The organism is Sorangium sp. So ce363 (assembly GCF_051520435.1).
GTDB classification, from domain to species: Bacteria; Myxococcota_A; Polyangia; order Polyangiales; family Polyangiaceae; genus Sorangium; species Sorangium cellulosum_B.
In genome coordinates this window covers 2,515,647-2,534,028 of sequence record NZ_CP150333.1, presented here as the reverse complement: position 1 = coordinate 2,534,028, position 18,382 = coordinate 2,515,647, and the positions used below count along the sequence as shown (strand labels likewise).

The following is an 18,382-nucleotide window of genomic DNA, read 5'->3' as shown; positions in this document are numbered from 1 at the left end:
CGCGCATCGCGCGGCGAGCCGGCTTCTTTTACTTGCGCGCCGGGATGCGGAAGACGAATCCGCTCGTGCTCGGTGACGCGACGGGGCCCGAGCCGACGTCGATGGAACCGTAGAAGGTGCCGGCGACCCAGAGCGTACCGCCGGAGGTGAGCGCCATGCCCTCGGAGGAGCCGGCGCTCGACGCGTAGCGCTGGAGCGCCGTGACCTCCGAGGACGCGCTCGCGCGCAGCGCGAACGGGGTGTAGTCGAAGGTGACGAGATCGTCGTAGCGACCCGCCGCGTAGACGCCGCCGGCCATGTCGGGCGCGAGGCCGTACATCGTGCCGCTCGGCTCCGGCGTGATCACCCACTCGGCCGTCCCGCTCTCCGTGAGCTTCGCGACGAACGGCGTGCCCTCGAGGTCCGCGTCCACCGTCGTCCCGAGCACATCGCTCTCGCCGCTCACCGTGCCAGCGAGGAACGTGCCCTCACCGACGGCGATCTCGTTGCCCATGTCGAACACGGGCCCGCCGAAGCGCAGCGCGAACCGGCCCTCCCCCGCGCTCGAGAAGCGGGCGACGAAGCCCATCATCGTCGAGCCTGCAGGCAGCGACAGCGCTGTGCCGTCGATGGTCAGCGCCCCGTCGGCGTAGCCCGTGATCGACACGTCGCCGCCCTCGTGGACGGCGATGCCGGCCACGGCGCTGCCGGCGCCGCCGGGGTTGTTGAACACCTTGGCCCAGGCGACGTCGCCGTCCGGCGTGAGCTTCAGGAGGAACGGGGACTCGCCATCCACCGCCAGGAGGCCGTCGCCAAAGTCGATGTCGTCGTCGACATAGCCACCCACGTACACATTGCCCGTGGCGTCGGTCGCGATCGCAAAGCAGCGATCCGCGGCCGTGGAGGCGAAGCGTTTCGCCCAGAGCACGCTGCCGTCGGCGTCGAGCTTGGCCACCATGGCGTCGGGATCATCCGTCGCGCCGGACAGCTTCGTGCCCCCGATCGTGACCTCGCCATAGAGCTCGCCCGCGATGAGCACATTGCCCGCTCGGTCGACGGTCACGGCCGTCGCCGAGGATTGCTGCGCCGTGACGATGGGCGCCGACCAGAGGAGATCGCCCTCGGGATCGAGGCGGACGAGGAACGCTCCCAGCTTGGTGATCGTCTGGTCGCCCAGCTTGATCTCGCCGAACCCCTCGCCGCTCACGTAGGCGCCGCCGTCGTCGGCTCCGGCGATCGCGATGTGAAACACCATATTGGTCGTCTCCCCCGCCGGGTGGAGGAAGATGGCGTCAGGCGCGGCGAGATCGACGCCGACGCCCGCCCCTCCACCGGTCGCGTCGCCCCCGGCCCCCGCGCCGCCGCCGGTGCCGGCGGCATCGCCGCCGCCGCCGCCGCCCGCACCGCCGCCGCCGCCGCCGCCCGCACCGCCGCCGCTGCCCGCGGTCGCCGCGGCGGCGCCCCCGGCTCCGCCTCCTCCCGGGCCGGACGGATCGCCGTTGTCACCACACGCCGCGCACAGGAGCCCCAGAGTCAACCAGGTCAAGATTCTCATCCACGCACCGTAGACGAGCGGAGCCCGCCCTCGCGCGTCCGTTGCGCTCCGGCGCTCGACAGAGCACGTTCGCCGCGCCAGACATCGCTGGAATTTATCAGCGAGGGTAAAAACCAGGGACAGACGCGCGCCAGTGCTCGATCCGTAGCTCCCCGCGGCAGCGAGGCGAGCCATCGCGCCGAGGCGCTCCTCGACGGCCGAGAGAACGCCTCAGGCGAACGTGCTCGCGTGATCGCGCGGGGTGCCGTCCACGGGACCCGGATCGAACGCGAACGGCGGGTACTGGTCGACCGGCGACGCATGATAGGCGGCGCAGGCAGGAGAGCCCGTCTTCTAGCGATCTCCGGCGCTGTGGGTCACGTCGATGCCTCGCAGCGCCTGCTGGGCGATGCTCAGGAAATCGGTCTCGGTGATGATCCCGATGAGCTGCTCCTCGTCGCCGACCACGGGCAGACAGCCGATCTTGTGATCGAGGAGGATCTGGGCTGCGTCGGCGGCCGGGGTCGTCGATCGCACGGTGCGGACACGCCGGGTCATGATCGACTCGATCGGGATGGGCTTGCCGTCGAGGCGGCTCACGTGGCGGAGCAAATCGCGATCGGAGACGATCCCGACGACGCGCCCCTTCGCGTCGACGACGGGAATATGCCGGATCTCCGCGAGCTTCATCTCGAGATTTGCGGCGCTGATCGTGTCGGCCTCCTTCAGCGTGATGACCGCGGTGCTCATGTAATCCTCGACCCTGCGATTCTTCTTGAGCTTCATCGAACAGACTCCTTGCGCTCTCGGCACGCATGAGTACGCCTGCCGTCGTTGCGAGCTCCGCTCCCCTGCGCCCGCTCGACGGAGCATGCAAGAGGCCGACCAGCGCGCGCCCGCGCCCGGAGCCGCTGCGCCGCCGGGGCGCTCGCGCAAGGCCTGCGGACGCGGTGAAATTGCTGCGCCTCGCGCCTCACCGGGCGCGCCGTCCGCCGGGACTCGGCCAAAGAGCGAGCGCTCGTGGAGATTATCGAACGGTCACCCTGAGCGGCCTGCTCTTCTCCGTGAAGACGACTCGAAGTTTTTCGAACGTTGGCATCCCGGAAAAGACTCCAAGCGTGAATCCGTTCGAGAATCCCAGCGGTTCAGCGGGCAAACCAAGAAGATTGTGCTCGATGCGTCCGTTGTCATTTTCGTCGTGGTGTACCACCAGCGCGTAGGCGTCATATGCGAGATCGGGAACCTTGAAATGCGCCTCCTTGGAAACGATTGGCATCCGAATCGAGCGCCAAGGCGGATCGGTGATCTTGTCATGGCGACGATAGACGCGGACGTAGGCATGGCCATTGTCGTTGCGAAAGCCGTTGGCAATGACTTCCATGGTTCCAGAGTTGTTCGTCGCCGCGGCATCGGTGCCAGGGACGATGGCAAATGTCGCGCCAACGATGGCGGTGCCCATCGTGACGAACCAGCGTTTCTTCATCCCAACACGATAGTCGTCGGGCAGCGTTCCTACCATGGAAGAACAGCAGGATAGGGCTCAGTTCTGGACAAAGACGCTCAACTGTCCGGAAACGGGCGCCCGTACGGCATCGGGAGTTTGCTGGGCGCGCTTCGGGGTCGGCCTCGCCTTCGATATCCGGTAGTGGTCGCATTTGCCCGGAGAGAGTTCACACGAAGGCGGGAAGGCGGGAAGATCATTGATCTCTTCTTCCCGCCTTCCCGCCTTCCCGCCTTCATGTTCAAACACGACCACTACCCGATATCCCCGCCGGCGCAGGTACCGAGCTCGTCACGCTCAGCGTGCCTGCCTGCGCTTCGACCCAGCCGCCGTGGGGGCTAGGGGCTGCCGCGCTCGACGCTCGACAGCACCCCTTCGGTGAGCCTCCGGAATACCGCAGCAAGCGCGTGGCTGTCGAGCCGCGCGGGGCGATCGAGCCACGTCATGAGCAGTTCGAGAAATCCACCGCTCACGTACTGCGCAATGAGCGGGCGCTCTTGTTGCGCCACCCCGAGGGCTTCGAGTTCGGCCTCTACCAGGCGGGTGAACACGTCGCGAAAGCGGCGCTGCATCCCGGGGCCGCTGCGATGGCCCACGATGGCGCGGAACAGCTTCACGTTGTCGCGCGCGTGTTGCACCATGGGCTCGACGAAGCCGAATGAGCCGGCGTGCTCCTCGCGCGTGGTCGCGAGCGCCGCGTGCAGCTCGTCGAAGCCGCTGAAGAGCAGCTCTTCCTTGTCGGCGAAGTGCGCGTAGAAGGTCGAGCGGCCGACGTCGGCGCGCGCGCACACGTCGCTCACGCTCACCGCGTCCCAGCCGCGCTCGAGGATCAGGTTGATGAGCGCGGTGCGCAGCTGACGGTGGGTGCGGCGCACGCGCCGGTCGGGGGCCGCATCGCGCGCACGAGGGGGCTTGGTGGCCATAGCAGAGCGGTTTCCGGACACTTCGGGCGCGGTGTCTCGTTTGGAGCGGGACGCGGCCCAGTGTCGATGGCGAGCGCGCGCCGTGCGCCCGATGGTAGGCGCCATGGCAGACCAAGAGCAACCTCGGCCTCTCATCGAACTGCGCGCCGTCACGCGCGCCTACGCCTCGCCCGCCGGCACCTTCCGCGCCCTCGACGCCGTCTCGTTGTCGCTGCCCGCGGGCGCGTTCGTCGCCGTCGTGGGCCGCTCGGGCAGCGGCAAGTCCACGCTCGTGAACCTGGTGGCGGGGCTCGACCGCTGCTCGGCGGGCAGCATCGACGTGGCCGGCACCGCCGTGCACGCGCTCGACGAGAGCGCGCTCGCGGCATGGCGCGGGCGCACCGTGGGCGTGGTGTTTCAGTCGTTCCAGCTCTTGCCCACGCTCACCGTGGCCGAGAACGTGGCGCTGCCGATGGACCTCTGCGGCACGTACCCGCCGCGCGAAGCGCGCGCCCGCGCCCTCGCGCTCTTGGCGCAGGTGGGCATCGCCGACCAGGCCGACAAGCTGCCTGCGGCGCTGTCGGGCGGCCAGCAGCAGCGCGCCGCCGTGGCGCGCGCGCTGGCCAACGATCCTCCCCTCATCGTGGCCGACGAGCCCACGGGCAACCTCGACGTGCACACGGCCGAGCTGGTGCTCGGCCTGCTCGCCGACCTGGCCCGGGGCCAGCGCACCGTGGTCCTGGTCACGCACGAGCGCGACGTGGCGCGCCGGGTCGACCTGGTGGTGAGCCTGAGCGACGGGCGCGTCGTCGACACCGTCGTGACCGGCAGGGCCGGCGGCGCCGGCGCGGGCCGTACCGGCAGCACCGCACGCGAGGCGTGCCATGCGTAGGCCCTGGTTGGGGGCGCGCTGGCGCAAGCTCTGGGCCGACGTGCGGCTGGAACGCGGGCGCATCGCGCTCATGGTGGGGGCGGTGGCGCTCAGCCTGACGGCGCTCGGCGCCGTGTTCGGCACCTACGCCGTGCTCGCCCGCGAGATGGCGCGCAACTACCTCGGCACCCGCCCGGCCGAGGCCACGCTCGAGATGCCGGCGGGCGTCGACCCCGCGCTGCTGGCCGAGGTGCGCGCCGATCCGCGCGTCGCCGAGGCCGAGGCGCGCGAGGTGGTGCTCGCCCGCGTGCGCGTCGGCTTTGATTTCCGGCCGCTCCTCCTGTTCGTGGTGGCGGACTTCGACGACCTGCGCCTGAACACCTTCCGCCGCGAGGGCGGCGCGTGGCCGCCGCCCCGTGGTACCGTGCTGCTCGAGCGCAGCGCGCTGGGCATGGCCGCCTTGCCCGAAGCGGCCGGAACGCCCGAGGGCGCCGAGCTGTGGGTCAAGACGCCGCACGGCTCGCTGCGCCCGGTGCGCGTGAGCGGCATCGTGCACGACCCGGGCTTGGCTCCGGCTTGGCAGGAGCGCGCGGTGTACGCCTACGCCACCGCCGAGACCGCGCAAACCCTCGGCGAAGAGCCCGCGCTGCACGAGCTGCGCGTGGCGTTCCGCGCCGCCCCCGGCACGACGGCCGAGGCCGAGGAGCTCGCCCACGCCCTCGCCCGCGACCTGGAGGCGCGCGGGCACGCCGTGCACGAGCTGCGCGTGCCGCCGCCGCGCCAGCACCCGCACCAGCGGCAGATGATAACGGTGTTGGCGCTGCTGTCGACCTTCGCTGCCTTGGCGTTGGTCTTGAGCGCGGTGCTCGTGGCCAGCTCGCTCGCGGCGCTCCTGGCGCGCCAGGTGCGCGAGATCGGGGTCATGAAGGCGTTCGGCGCGCGTGGTGCCCAGGTGGCCGCGCTCTACGCGGTGCTCGTCGGCGGCGTTGGCGCTGTGGCTACGGCGCTGGCCGTGCCGGCGGGCATTGCGGGCGGGCGCGCGTTCGCAACTGCCGTGGCCAGGATGCTCAACCTCACCCTGGTCTCGGAGGCGGTGCCGCTCTGGGTGTTCGCGGTGCAGGCGGGAGCCGGGCTCGTCGTGCCGCTCGTGGCCGCAGCGCTGCCCATCGCGCGCGCCGCGCGGGGCACGGTGCGCGCCGCGCTCGATGATCACGGCGTGCGCCTCGGCGGGCCGGGCTGGGTGCAGGCTCGGCTGCCCGTTCCGGTGCGCAACCTGCTGCGCAAGCCCGGGCGCCTGGCGCTCACGCTGGCGCTCTTGGCCACGGGCGGGGCGCTGTTCGTCACGGCGCTGTCCGTCTCGCGCGCGTGGGAGCGAAACCTGGACAAGATCTACGAGGCGCGGCACTACGACGTGGAGATCCGGTTCTTGCAGCCGCAGGGGGCCGACATCGCTTCGCGCCTTGCGGCCGTGCCCGGGGTGCGCGCGGTCGAGCGCTGGGGCTACGCGCCGGCGGCGCTCTCGGAGCCGGGGCGCATCGACGTCGTGCGCACCTATCCCGACCAGGGCCACGGTAGCTTGTCGGTGCAGGCGCCTCCGGTCGACACGACCCTGGTCACGCTGCCAATCTTGGCGGGCCGATGGCTGCGCGCGGACGACACCGACGCCGTGGTGCTCAACCACATGGCGGCGGCGCAGCTGCGCGGAGCCCAGCTCGGCCGCGTAATCGAGCTCTCGGTCGACGGTGTGGGGCGGCGGCGCGTGCACCTGGTCGGGATCGTGGAGGAGGTGGGCTCGCCCGCGGTGGCGTACGTGACCGCTGTGGCCCACAGGACCGGCGAAGGCACGCGCATGGTGCGGTTGAGCACGACGGCCAGCTCTCCCGCCGAGCGCACGCGCATCCTGCGGGCGCTCGAAGCCGAGCTCGAGGCGGCGCGCGTCGGCGTCGAAGTGGTGATGCCATTCTCCGAGCTGCGTACGGCGGTCGGCGATCACGTGGTCATCTTCATTCGCGCGCTCTTGGCGCTCGCCGTCATCTTCGCCGCAGTCGGGCTGCTCGGCCTCGCCACCGCCATGGGCACGAGCGTGGTCGAACGCACGGCCGAGATTGGCATCATGAAAGCGCTCGGCGCCACGCCGGCGCGCATCCGCCGGCTGCTGCTCGCCGAGGCCCTCGTGACGAGCGGGGCGAGCTGGGCGCTCGCCATGGCGCTGTCGGTGCCGGTCACGGCCGCCGTGGAGGCGTTCATCGGTCGGCTCGGGTTTCTTGCCCCGTTGCCCTTCGCGCTGTCGGTGCGCGGGATGGGCAGCTGGCTTCTGCTGCTCGCCGTCACCACGCTGCTAGCCGCCCTTCTGCCCATTCGGCGCGCCAACGCCCTGTCGGCGCGCGAAGCGATGACGGCGACCTGAGCGGGCCTCCTGCTCGAAGAGAGAAGAGCGACGCGCATCCTGGGGTGCTACGAGCTAGCCTGAAGGCTCGTGTTCGCGCCCCGGCTGCTCGTCGATCACGCCACCGACGCCGCGCCGGTCGACATCTGGCTGCTCGACGCGCCTCTGGATCGCCTCCTCGCGTGCGCGACGCACCGGATCGAGCGTCGCATCGGGCGCGTGCGTGAGGAGCGGGAGCGGATCGAGCCCTTGCAGCGCCGGGAAGTAGGACGCGCCGCGTCCCACGACGAGCAGCTTGAAGACCGAGTTCCCGACGAGCTCGGCGAACGGGCGCTGATCGGTGGACGCGAGGACCCGAGGAAACTCGCGGCCGGCGATCGCGCGCTCAGGACCGAAGTAGACGTGCTCGAGCCCGGCCTCGCGAGCCGCCAGCGAGAGATCGGTGAAGTTGACGTCGGCCGTCAGGTCCTGCGCGCCCGGACGCGAGTACGGGGTGTTGGGGCGCGGAAGATAGCTCCCTTCATCGCAGTAGATCCGGAAAGGAAACTGGCCCTGCCTGGCCCCCTGGATCAGGCCCCAGGTCGTGTCGCCGTAATCGATGGTGAGGACCTGGCCCAGGCGCAGGACCCTGGCGAGCTCGCCGATGAAGCGAGTCGCGTGAACGTTCACATAGATGATGACCCCGGACGGCTCAGCGGCCAGGGCTCGAGCCATTTCGGACGCGCCACGCCGCAGGACCTCCGCGAGCGAGCCAAAGCAGGCGGCCGGTACGAGCGCCTCGTCGAACCAGACCTGGTCGACCAGCGGCTCGCGCTGGGCCGCGGGGAGCTGGTAGAGGGCGGTCATCAGATCTCCCAGACAGCTCCGATCGAGCAGGAGCTCACCGCCGTGGCGGTTCTCGCCGAGGAGCTGGCGAAGACGCGCGTCGGCCTGGCGGCAGGCGTCCCGGAGCTCTGGGCGGAGCGCTTCGAGGAGCCGTGACTCGATGCGCGGGACGACCAGGACCGCCTCGGCGTCCCCGTTCGCCGAGAGACGGACCTTGTGGACTCCGAAGGCGTCCGGCAGCTCGTTGGTGACGACGAGCCCCACGAGCCCCTCAGGGAAGTCGCGGCGCAGGCAGTCTGCCGGCGCCCGCGCGTCTCCCACGAGCACGCGGGCGTCGGCGCCGAGCAGAGCCTGCTGCTTCTTGCGCAGGGAATCCGAGATCTCGTAGATGCGAACCTCGAGGACCTCCCTGAAGCGACGCCAGTCGTCGCTCGATCCGCTCAGGCTCCGGACCGCATCCAGGACGTCGCGGGCAAGGCGTCCGTTGCCCGCGCCGAACTCGACGAGCGAGAAGGGCTCATCCCGCCGCAGCTTGTCGCTCGCGCAAAGCTCTCTCCACACCTCGAAGGCCCAGGCGGCCACCCAGCGGCCATAGTGCGGCGTCAGGTTCTCGGGATGGGTCGAGAAGTGACCTTCTTGTCCGATGACGACGCGGTTGGCGTAGTAGCCCCAGCGCGGGTCGTGGAGGGCGTCGTCCATGAAGGCCTCGAAGCTGGGCAGGAGCGACACGGCCGTGGCGAGGGCGTCCGGCGCCAGGCGCCGTCCTCCGAAGAGCTCCGGATTGGCCAGCTCGCGGGCGGGGCGAGCGCGGGGCCAGCGATCGAGAGCGGCGAGCGTGCCCTCCTCCTCGGCGGGCGCGACGCCTGGGCACAGAAGCCGGCTCGGCGGCAAGGCGGCGAGGCACGGCAGGCGCGCTTCGAGCTCGGCGCGACTCCGGTAGGGCCAGCACTCGAACCAGGTGTCGGCAGCGGACGCGCGCGCATCGGCCCTGACGCCAGCGCTCTCGAGCAGGTCGAGCACCTCCCTGCGATCGACGTCGTTGACCGAGGGCGCCGTGCCGGCGTCCGCGGGCTCCGCGACGCCGACCACCCCGAGCAAACGTTCGATGAGGGTGCTGAGCGGCGCGGCACCTTCCTCGCCGCGCTCGAGCCGCAATCGGTCGCGGCGTTGTCGCAGCTCGACCAGGTTCCACCAGGGTCGCCGCGGATCATCGGACGCCAAGGCCTGTGAGGAATGGGGATCGCGGTAGCGCTCGACCCAGGGGCGATAGGCCCTGCCTTCTCGAGAACGAGCAAAGGTATCGAGGAGCGCCCGAGCCTGCGCGACGCCGCGCGCGGGATCCTCGCCGAGGTCCAAGCAACGCAGGCTCCTGCCCCGCGTGAAGCCGGCGAACGCCGCCTCGGGATCGGTGAGCGGAACGGGCAGCCCGAGCAGATCGCCGTCGACCTCCCAGTCCTCGTACGCCATGAGCTGCATGAGATAGAGCAAGAACCGATCGGGGCCGACGCCGCTCTCCAGGGTGCGCGCCGTCGTCCAGCGGAGCGCGAAGCTGCCGTCGCGATCCCGCTTCGCCAGGAAGTCGCCGTCGTTGATCACGACGTCGGCGATCATCGTCCCGCTCTCGAGGTCGTAATGGTAAGCCATGGCCGCGCAGAGCTCGACGAGGATCTCTCGAGTCGAGCGTGCCCCGAGGCTGATCCCCCAGGCACCGTCCTCGCTGATGACGTCGACTCGGGCGCGACCCAGACCGAAGGTCAGAGGGAGATAGCCGCTCGGCAGCCGAAAGCAGGCACCCGCTCCGGCGCCCCGGGCTTCGACGAGCTGATCGGGAGCCAGGAGATAGCGATCCAGCCGGCGCTCGGTAAAGGTGCGCGCGTGCTCGAAGCAGGCCTGAGGCACGCGCGCCTTGCTGCGTCCGCCGACGCCCGCCTGGTCGATGCCGAGCGGCAGGACCAGGTGGACGGGGCCGCGCCGATCCCGGCCGCGGACGTTCCAGGACAGGACACCGAGGTTCGCCTCCTCCACCTCGAAGTCTCCGAGCACCGAGGTCAGCGCGTCGACCTGCTCCTGCAGCTGCTCGACGCCGACGCGTACCGAGAAGGGCCCGGTGTAGAGACGAGACGGATCGGGGGTGATGAGGTTATCCCGCGACCAGCGGCTCGAGAGGAGGGCCGAGGGAACCAGGGGCACGAGCCCTTCGCCGGGTTGAGCCACGGAGGCGATTCTACCGAGATCGCCCGGCGCGGGCGAGCGCCTGGATGTTCGAGGTCCGGGATCGAGAGGGCTCAGTGTGCGTGTAAGATGCCTGAATCATTGGAGTCTCGGAGTCGCGAGCGTGGAGCCAGAATCAAGCTCCAACGAACAGGCGTTTGCGGCACTGCGCCCGAGCCGCAGCGGGGGCGAGGTCCCGGCGCAGTCCCGCAAACGCCTGTTCGTTCTGCCAACCCGGAGCAGGTCCCGCGATTGGGGCTTGACGTCTCCGAAACGTTTGGATTTCCTTCTCCCGGATGGATATGACGACGCTCTCCCTCCCTCGGACGACGCTCGCCGATTCCGTGGATCAGGTCCTCCTCCGCGGCGCCCGCGCGGTCCTCGAACAGCAGCGGACCGACGGGACCTGGCAGGGTTTCAACGACGCGGGCGTCGTCTTCACGAGCGTCGCCCTCGTGCACGAGCGCTGGCTCGGCGCGCTCGACGAGGAGGACGCCGCGCTCGGCGTGAAGCGCCTCCGCGCCGAGCAGCGCGACGACGGCTCCGTGCCGCCCTGGCCCAGAGCGCGCGCGGGCCAGCTCGACGCGACGTGCATGTGGTACGCGGGGATGCACGCGGCCGGCGTCGATCCGGCGGATCCCGCGTTGAGCCGCGCGCGCTCGTTCATCACCTCCGAAGGCGGCTTTGGCCGGGCGAGCCTCTCGGCGCGCATCACCCTGGCGCTCGCGGGCGTGATCCCCGCAGACACGCTCCCCGATCCCGGCCTCGCGTTTCGCTTGTTGCCCGGCAGCGAGCGTTTGCTGGCCAAGGCCCTCGGTGTGAACACGCTCGTGTGGATCCACCTGGCGACGGCGGTCTTCGACCTCTTGCACCACGGCCCTGGCGAGGCAAAGGGGCACCCGATCCGAGCGCGCGGGCGGAGGAGCGCAATCGAGTACTTCACGAAGAGGCAAGATCCATCGTTTGCGCTCATGGGCGTGGGCCCAGCCACGCTCACCGCGGCCATCGTCCTCGCGGGCTTCGGCGTCCCGCGAGACGACCAGCGCATCCGCGGCGCGCTCGCCTACTGCGATCAGCTCAAGCGGAGGACCGAGGCGGGGCTCGAGGTGAGCCCGTTCCTCAGTGATCACTGGGATACGGCGCAGCTCGTCCACGCGCTCGTGAAGAGCGGTATTCCTGCGTCGCACCCCGCGATCACCTCGGCGATCGGCTTTTTGGTGCGCGGGCGCGCGACGCAGCCCGGGCCCACGGACTGGCAGACACCTCCGCGCGGCGCGCCCGGGACGGGCGGTTGGGCGTACCAGCGAGGCAACGGGCGCAATCCCGATCTCGACAGCACGGCAGAGGTGCTCGCCGCGCTCGCGCTCGCGTCACCACGCCAGATGTTCGGAGACGTCATCCACGCAGGCGAGGCGTGGCTCGTGGCCATGCAGAACCCCGACGGCGGGTGGGGCTCGTTCTCGACCGGCCGCCCGGCAGCGCCGCCCGGCCCGCTCTACATCGATCCCGCGTCGCTCCCCGCGTCGCTGCGCCCGCGCACGCCGGTCGGCCGCGCGCTGCGCCGCGCATGGATGCTGCAGGCCGAGGCGGGCGATCCCTCGAACGCCGACATCACGGGGCGCGTGCTCCGCGCCCTCGGCGCGCTTGGCCACGACGCGACGAGCCCGCCCGTCGCGCGGGCCATCGCGTTCCTGCGACGCCACCAGGTGCCGGAGCTCGGCGCGTTCTGGGGGCGGTGGGCCTGCAACTACCTCGCGGGTACGGCGTACGTCCTCGCCGGGCTCGGCGCCGTGGGGATCGATCACCGCGCGCCGTGGGTCGCGCGCGCCGTCCAGTTCGCGCTGTCGCGACAGAACGCGGATGGCGGCTGGGGAGAGGACATCGCGAGCTACGCGGATCCCGCCGAGGCGGGCCGCGGCCCGTCGATGCCCACGCTCACAGGCAACGTCCTTCGCGGGCTCCTCGCGGTCGGTCTCCCGCGAACGCCGGAGCTCGATCGCGCGGCGAGCTTCCTCGTCGATCGCCAGGAGGCCGACGGCCTCTGGGTCGACGACAGCTGTTACACCGTGCTGTTCCCGCACATCGCGTACGGCCGGAATCCGACGCTCCCGCTCTGCTTCGCCCTCGAAGGGCTGAGCGCGTGGCGGGGTGCTCGATAGGCCCGGATCACCGGAGAGTTGGGGGGGAGTCGACCGCGCGCGCCTGCGCGGAGAGGAGGAGTGTGCATTCATGACGACGAACCCGAGGCCGATCGCGCGGCCGGCGGACTGGCCTGCTCCCGGGCCCATCGATCTCGACGTGCACGACCGGCCGCACGCCTCATCGGATGTCGAGTGGTGGTACGTGAACTGCCATCTGGAGACGGAGGGCGGCCGTCGCCTCGGCGTCTTCGCGGCGTTCTTCCGGCACCGCGTCGCGGACTCACGGCACGCGCACTTCGTGACCTGGGCCCTGACGGAAGGAAACGGAGGGTACGCTCCCACGGTCCGCGTCGATGACGCCACCCGCGAGCTCGCGCTCCTGAAGGTCGATCAAGCGAGGTCGCTCGACGAGCGGAGTCGCCGGGCGCTGCGCGAAATCCTCGCGCGCGGCGCCGTCCCTCTGCCGACACGCCGCATCGATGGCGCCGCGCGCGTGGACGACGGCTCGCTCTCCTTGTCGTATGGCACTGACACCTTCAGGAAACGGGCCGACGGCGACTACGAGCTGACGCTGCGCGACGACCAGACGGATCTCCGCGTCGATCTCGTCTTCCACCCCGAAAAGCCCCCTGCACGGCAGGGCGATGACGGGGTGATCCGCGGAGCTGGCTCGGAGCAGATGTTCTATTACTTCATCCCGAGGTGCGCGGTCCGCGGGACGATCGCCGCGTCCGGGCGCGAGGAGGCCGTGGCGCGCGGGAGCGGCTGGTACGATCACGAGCTCGGCTTCGTCCCGGAGGGCTCGGCCGCCGGCGGCGAGAACGCGTGGACGTGGGCGTCGCTCCAGCTCGAGGACGGCACCGACGTGAGCATCTATCTGATCCGCCCGGCCGAGCGCGGGGGGTTCGTCGAGGATTGGGTGGTGGTGAGCGACGCGGCGGGGCGCGTGCGCCGCTCCCGGCGCGTGTCGATGCGCGTGGAGTCCGCGTGGCGGAGCTTGCGGACCTTCGTCGAGTATCCCGTTCAGATGACCTTCACCTGCGAGGAGCTCGATCTCGAGATCAGCGTCCGAGCGGTGCACGCGGATCAGGAGGTCGTCACCATCCTCTCCGAACCGTCGTTCTGGGAAGGGCAGGTGGTCGCCGCCGGCTCGCTGCGCGGCGCCGCCGTCCGCGGGCGTGGCTGGGTCGAGCTCCGCGGGTACGGCGCCCGGGATCTCGACGCATTCCTCCGCTCGGTGGGCGACGAGGTGCGGCGCGTGCTCGCCGAGACCATCCCCTCGCGCCCCGCGGAGGACCGCCTGCGAGCGCTCGTGACCGGCTCGCACGCGCGCCCGCGCGACGGCTTCGATCGCGCGACCTTCGAGGCGAAGCTGATCGCGCCCATCCGCGAGATCCTGGACCGCGGCGGCAAGACGTGGCGCTCGTTCGCGATCCTCGCGTGCGTCGAGCTCGTCGGCGGCGACGCGCGCCGCTTCCGTCACTGGCTGGCGGTGCCGGAGCTCATCCATACGGGCTCGCTCATCGTGGACGACGCCGAAGATCGCTCCGTCGTCCGGCGCGGCGGCCCGACCTGCCACCTGATGCACGGCGACGCGACGGCGATCAACGCGGGGACCGCCGCCTATTTTTTGGGCGAGCCGCCGGTCCATCGCGACGCCATCCCGGATCGCGACAAGCTGCGCGTCTACGCGCTCTACTTCGAGGCGATGCGCGCGGGGCACGCCGGACAGGCCCTGGATCTCGCCGGCCTCGCCCCGACGACGCTCGACGACGACGAGCTGGCGCGGCTCTCGAATCGCCTCCTCTCGATTCATCACCTGAAGAGCGCGGTGCCTCCGGCGTCGATGGCGCGGATCGGGGCGATCCTCGGCGGCGGATCGGACGCGCAGGTCGACGCCGTGGGCCGCTTCTTCGAGGCGCTCGGCCTCGCCTTCCAGATCGTCGACGACGTGCTGAACCTGCGCGGCTTCGCGGGCGACTTGAAGACCCGCGGCGAGGACGTGATGCACGGCAAGCTCACGCTCCCGATCCTCGACGCGCTCGGCTCGCTCCCGCGCGCCGATCGCGCGGCGCTCGCTGGTGCGATCCTCGTGCGCCCGACCGAGGGCGACGAGGTTGGTCGTATCCTCTCGATCGTCGAGGCGGCAGGGGCCAACGAACGCTGCATGGCGCGCGCGCGCGCCATGGTCGAGGTGGCGTGGGCGGAGCTCGATCCGCTCGTTCCGGATTCCCAGGCGAAGATCGCCGTGCGCGCGTTCGCCTGGTACCTGCTGGAGCGGCACTACTGAGCGTGTGCGGCTCGGCTCACGCGACCCGGGCTCGACGCCGGCCGGTGTTCTGGGGTGAGTCGCCCGGGGGAAGGCGATGTGGGCGTCGACGGCGTGAAGCTCGACGTGGACGCAACCGGTGAGAGGGGCTTACGCGTCCAGGCGCCGCCCTTCTTCACGTCCCTCTTCCGTCCCTTCTCATATCCCGTGCCACGCGCCTCGCCGCCGCACGTCAGCCGCGCAGCGGCACTGGCAGAGAAACTTACCGGGGCGAGAAGAAGGATGTCTCTGCTACCAGAAGGTTTGTTACGCTGGCGAGCACGATGGCCCGTGTTCTCCTCGCATGGATCGGGAAGACAGACCTCAGGGCGGCGTCGGGCGACGCCGCGGTCGGCGCAGGCCCCATCGCGCACGCCGTCGCCGAGCGCGAGTTCGACCACCTCGTCCTGCTGAACAACCATCCAGGAGAGGAGGTCGCGCCGTTCACGCGATGGCTCAGGAAGAAGACGAAGGCGAGCATCGTCCTCCGGCAGGAGACGCTCTCCACCCCGACGCACCACGCGGACATCTACCGCGCCGTCATGGAGGCTGTGGCCTGGTCGATCGAGCAGTACGGGAAGAGGGCCAAGCGGACCTTCCACCTGAGCGCGGGCACGCCGGCGATGGCGGCCATCTGGATCCTCGTCGCGAAGACGCGCTTCGAGGCGGAGCTCATCGAGTCATCGCCCCAGACCGGCGTCCAGACCGCCGACGTGCCCTTCGAGCTCGCCGCGGAGCTGATCCCTGCCGCGGTCCGCCGCACCGAGGAAGACCTGGCCCGCCTCTCGGGCGGCTTCCGGCCCGATGAGCCGGGGTTCTCGGACATCGTCCACCGGAGCGAGGCGATGAAGCGGCTGCTCCACCGCGCGCGGCAGGCCGCCGGCACCACGGCGCCCGTCCTCATCCAGGGCGAGTCCGGGACCGGAAAGGAGCTCCTCGCCCGCGCCATCCACCAGGCGAGCCCACGCGCCGCGGGCCCGTTCGTGGCCGTCAACTGCGGCGCCCTGCCCCGGGAGCTCGTGGACTCCGAGCTCTTCGGGCACACCCGGGGCGCCTTCCCGGGCGCCGCCGCCGACCACCAGGGGCACCTCGGGCGCGCGACCGGCGGGACGCTCTTCCTCGACGAGGTCGGCGAGCTGCCGCCCGATGCGCAGGTGAAGCTGCTCCGCGCCCTCCAGGAGAAGAAGATCCGCCCCGTCGGCGGCAGGCAGGAGGTCCCCGTCGACGTGCGCATCATCGCCGCGACCAACAGAGATCTGATGCGTGAGGTCGGCCAGGGTCGATTCCACGAGGATCTCTTCTACCGGCTGGCCATCCTGGTCCTGCACACGCCGCCCCTCCGCGAACGCGAGGGCGACGTGGGCCTGCTGACCGACCAGTTCCTCGCCCGCCTCAACAACGAGGCGCGCCCCGGAGGCATCCCGAAGAAGCTCTCTCCCGCCGCAAGGAACCACCTGCTCCGTCACCCCTGGCCGGGGAACGTCCGGGAGCTCGAGGGGACCCTCTGGCGCGCCTTCGTCTGGGCGCACGGGCCGGTGATCGATGTCGTCGAGGTCCGCGAGGCGCTGTTCGTCCGCGAAGACACGCCGCGGGACGCGGTGCTGGGCCAGCCGCTCGGCGACGGCTTCAGCCTCGAGGAGACCATTGCCCACGTCGTCCGGCACTACCTGGAGCGGGCCATGAAGGAAGCGAACCACAACAAGACGCGCGCGGCGGCGCTCATCGGCTTCAGGAGCTACCAGCGCCTGAAACAGTGGCTGGACAAGTACGGGGTGGAGGCGTGATGGGACGGGCCGCGCTCGGCCGAAGGGCGTGGTCTCCGCGATGGTGGGCGGAGGATTGGACGCTCTTCTGACTGTTTGCCGCTCTAGCCGTAGGTCGCGACGCCATTGGCGTAGGTGATCGTCCCTTTATCCCCGAATTTGCGCCCATGGTTCGCGGCGTAGCCGGCATGATCGGCCGTGATGGTCACCGTGATCGTGCGGTTAGCGGACTGGTCGAGGAAGAGCTGATGGCAATCGTGGTGCCGCTCGCCCGTGCACGGCCAACCGTTCATTTCCACGTCGAGGTTCCCTTGACGCTTGACGGAAGCGAACATGACCTCTTCCGCGTGGTAATGACCGTCGCTCTCGTACGTCTTGCCTTTGACTGTCACTGAAATCGGCATGTTACCCCTCCAGGATGCTTTCGCATTCGAAACGATGCCCTTGTCGTGCATTGTTTCGTCGCAGTGCATAGCATCTCAGGCTGGGTTGCGAGGGTAAAGCAAATTCGAACCATGGTCTGTTCGGCGCAAGGCTCGTGCGCTTGGGCGCTGGTTCCGGCCCGCTTGGTGTTGACGATCACCATCGTCGATGCCGACAGCGCACCTGGATCCAGCTCTTCGATGGTGGGCGGTCGGCTTGCCGCGGAGCGCCATCGTCGACACGTATTCTGCCCCACATCGACGGTTCCTGGGGCGGAAATTTCTGTGGGTTGATGTCTTGTTCCAGCTCGCAGTCTCATGGGGCGGCCTGACGGTCGTCTGGCAGGCGAGCGCCTCTCTCGGCGCGGAGCCCTCCGCCGCAGGCCATCCCTGCTCGCGCTGGTTCTCCAGGGGAACAGGTGTCTCCTTCAGAGAGACAGGGAGCGCGGCGGCCCCGTGCTCTTCTCCGGAGATCACGGGAGCGATGAGCCTCGTTTTCGGCGCGAACACGGGGGCTCGTCGGGGGGTGCGCGACCCGCTCGCCGTGGCATGACGCTTGCGAAACCTGTCGCTGTACGCCGCGCTTCTCGGCGACAACGCCGCTTCGACCACCGAGCCATGCACGTCGTGCGTGGGCCGATTTCACCCAACGGAGATGAACATGACGTTCAATCGAACGATCGAGTCTGCTCGCGCCAAAGATCATGCGACCGGCAAATCGCTCCTCGTTTCTCGGCGCACGATCCTGGGCCTGCCGCTGCTGGCCGCGCCGGCGCTGCTCACAGGCTGCACCGCCGAGACGCTCCTCAGCGCCGGGTTCACCCAGGACACCGCATCTCAGCCGCCGAACGCACAGCAAGCGGTCGGCACCGTCGCGACGGCGCTCGGCAACGGCAACGTGACGGTGGCCGCTTCTCCGGCTGGTGAGGCCAACGATCAGTGGGTGCTCATTCAGCACCCGAACTTCAACGACGTGACGTCGATCCAGGGTCGCTTCAGCGCCTTTCGCGGAGATGGTCAATACATGGCGACCGCCAGGCTCTTCATTCCAGGCGCGGACGGCGGAGTCCCGACGCTGCAGTTCGAGGGCTTCAACCAGCCGCTGAGCGACTTGAACAGCTTCTTGCACCTCGACTTTCTCACGAACGGAACGGTGCGCGTCAACGACGATAGCAACTTGATCTTTGGGACGTATCAGCGCGGGCAGGTGTTCAGCGTACAGGTGACGTTCAACATCGGCGCGAGCGCGGCGACGGCGACCATCACCCTCCTGGGGGCGGCATCCGGCAGCCTCGACGTCGCGATCCCGAGCTACTTTCTCAACCAGGCGCGGAACTTCGGCGCGGTCAGAGCCTGGATGGGCGCGAACTCCACGGGCGCCTTCTACGTGGATGATCTCTCGGTCATCTTCGTGACACCGTAGGCGTGCCGTGAGGGACGCGTGAAGAGCGCGACGCCGAGCGCTCCTTCGAGCGCTCGAAGGTGGCGCCCCTCGGCAGGGAGCAGCGGGCACCCCGTCGGTACGGCCGGATGACGCTG

General features: G+C 70.1%; 12 protein-coding genes. 6 read left to right on the top strand and 6 right to left on the bottom strand.

All coding sequences use genetic code 11. From position 1 onward, the window contains the following. Nucleotides 1-28: 28 nt before the first annotated feature. The 4 genes from WMF12_RS09865 to WMF12_RS09850 all read right to left on the bottom strand — a co-directional run bounded on the left by WMF12_RS09865 (nucleotide 29) and on the right by WMF12_RS09850 (nucleotide 3,937). Nucleotides 29-1,525: a hypothetical protein gene (locus tag WMF12_RS09865; protein WP_437870237.1), complete on the bottom strand. Its 1,497-nt coding sequence runs from the start codon at nucleotides 1,523-1,525 to the stop codon at nucleotides 29-31. 342 nt (nucleotides 1,526-1,867) lie between these two features. Then, entirely contained in the window at nucleotides 1,868-2,299 is a 432-nt protein-coding gene (locus WMF12_RS09860) for a CBS domain-containing protein (protein ID WP_437870234.1), read from the bottom strand. Nucleotides 2,300-2,540: 241 nt separating this feature from the next. Continuing rightward, nucleotides 2,541-2,996: a DUF2141 domain-containing protein gene (locus WMF12_RS09855; protein ID WP_437870231.1), complete on the bottom strand. Its 456-nt coding sequence runs from the start codon at nucleotides 2,994-2,996 to the stop codon at nucleotides 2,541-2,543. Nucleotides 2,997-3,352: 356 nt separating this feature from the next. After that, nucleotides 3,353-3,937: a TetR/AcrR family transcriptional regulator gene (locus tag WMF12_RS09850; RefSeq protein ID WP_437870229.1), complete on the bottom strand. Its 585-nt coding sequence runs from the start codon at nucleotides 3,935-3,937 to the stop codon at nucleotides 3,353-3,355. 103 nt (nucleotides 3,938-4,040) lie between these two features. On the opposite strand from WMF12_RS09850, the gene WMF12_RS09845 reads away from it, so the two are divergent. Further along, nucleotides 4,041-4,808, top strand: coding sequence for an ABC transporter ATP-binding protein (locus tag WMF12_RS09845; RefSeq protein ID WP_437870225.1), 768 nt, complete (start codon nucleotides 4,041-4,043; stop codon nucleotides 4,806-4,808). 130 nt (nucleotides 4,809-4,938) lie between these two features. Next, the gene (locus WMF12_RS09840) at nucleotides 4,939-7,194 is read left to right on the top strand and encodes an ABC transporter permease (RefSeq protein WP_437870221.1); all 2,256 of its coding nucleotides are present in this window, start codon (nucleotides 4,939-4,941) and stop codon (nucleotides 7,192-7,194) included. 54 nt (nucleotides 7,195-7,248) lie between these two features. Here WMF12_RS09840 and WMF12_RS09835 read toward each other — a convergent pair whose 3' ends face one another. Next, nucleotides 7,249-10,212, bottom strand: coding sequence for an SAM-dependent methyltransferase (locus tag WMF12_RS09835; protein ID WP_437870215.1), 2,964 nt, complete (start codon nucleotides 10,210-10,212; stop codon nucleotides 7,249-7,251). 293 nt (nucleotides 10,213-10,505) lie between these two features. Between WMF12_RS09835 and WMF12_RS09830 the strand changes: the two genes are divergently transcribed. From WMF12_RS09830 to WMF12_RS09820, 3 genes are all read left to right on the top strand, one after another. Then, nucleotides 10,506-12,368 (top strand): hypothetical protein, encoded by a 1,863-nt coding sequence (locus WMF12_RS09830; protein WP_437870211.1) that lies wholly within the window; start codon nucleotides 10,506-10,508, stop codon nucleotides 12,366-12,368. Between the two features lie 70 nt (nucleotides 12,369-12,438). Next, nucleotides 12,439-14,640: a polyprenyl synthetase family protein gene (locus WMF12_RS09825; protein ID WP_437870209.1), complete on the top strand. Its 2,202-nt coding sequence runs from the start codon at nucleotides 12,439-12,441 to the stop codon at nucleotides 14,638-14,640. Nucleotides 14,641-14,942: 302 nt separating this feature from the next. Continuing rightward, complete coding sequence (locus WMF12_RS09820; RefSeq protein WP_437870207.1) at nucleotides 14,943-16,442, top strand: sigma-54 interaction domain-containing protein; 1,500 nt, start codon at nucleotides 14,943-14,945, stop codon at nucleotides 16,440-16,442. A gap of 83 nt (nucleotides 16,443-16,525) precedes the next feature. Here the strand turns inward: WMF12_RS09820 and WMF12_RS09815 are convergent, their stop codons facing one another. Continuing rightward, nucleotides 16,526-16,825, bottom strand: a complete 300-nt coding sequence (locus WMF12_RS09815) for a hypothetical protein (RefSeq protein ID WP_437870203.1) — start codon at nucleotides 16,823-16,825, stop codon at nucleotides 16,526-16,528. 574 nt (nucleotides 16,826-17,399) lie between these two features. Here WMF12_RS09815 and WMF12_RS09810 point away from each other — a divergent pair. Further along, entirely contained in the window at nucleotides 17,400-18,266 is an 867-nt protein-coding gene (locus WMF12_RS09810; RefSeq protein WP_437870200.1) for a hypothetical protein, read from the top strand. The last annotated feature ends 116 nt before the right edge of the window (nucleotides 18,267-18,382 follow it).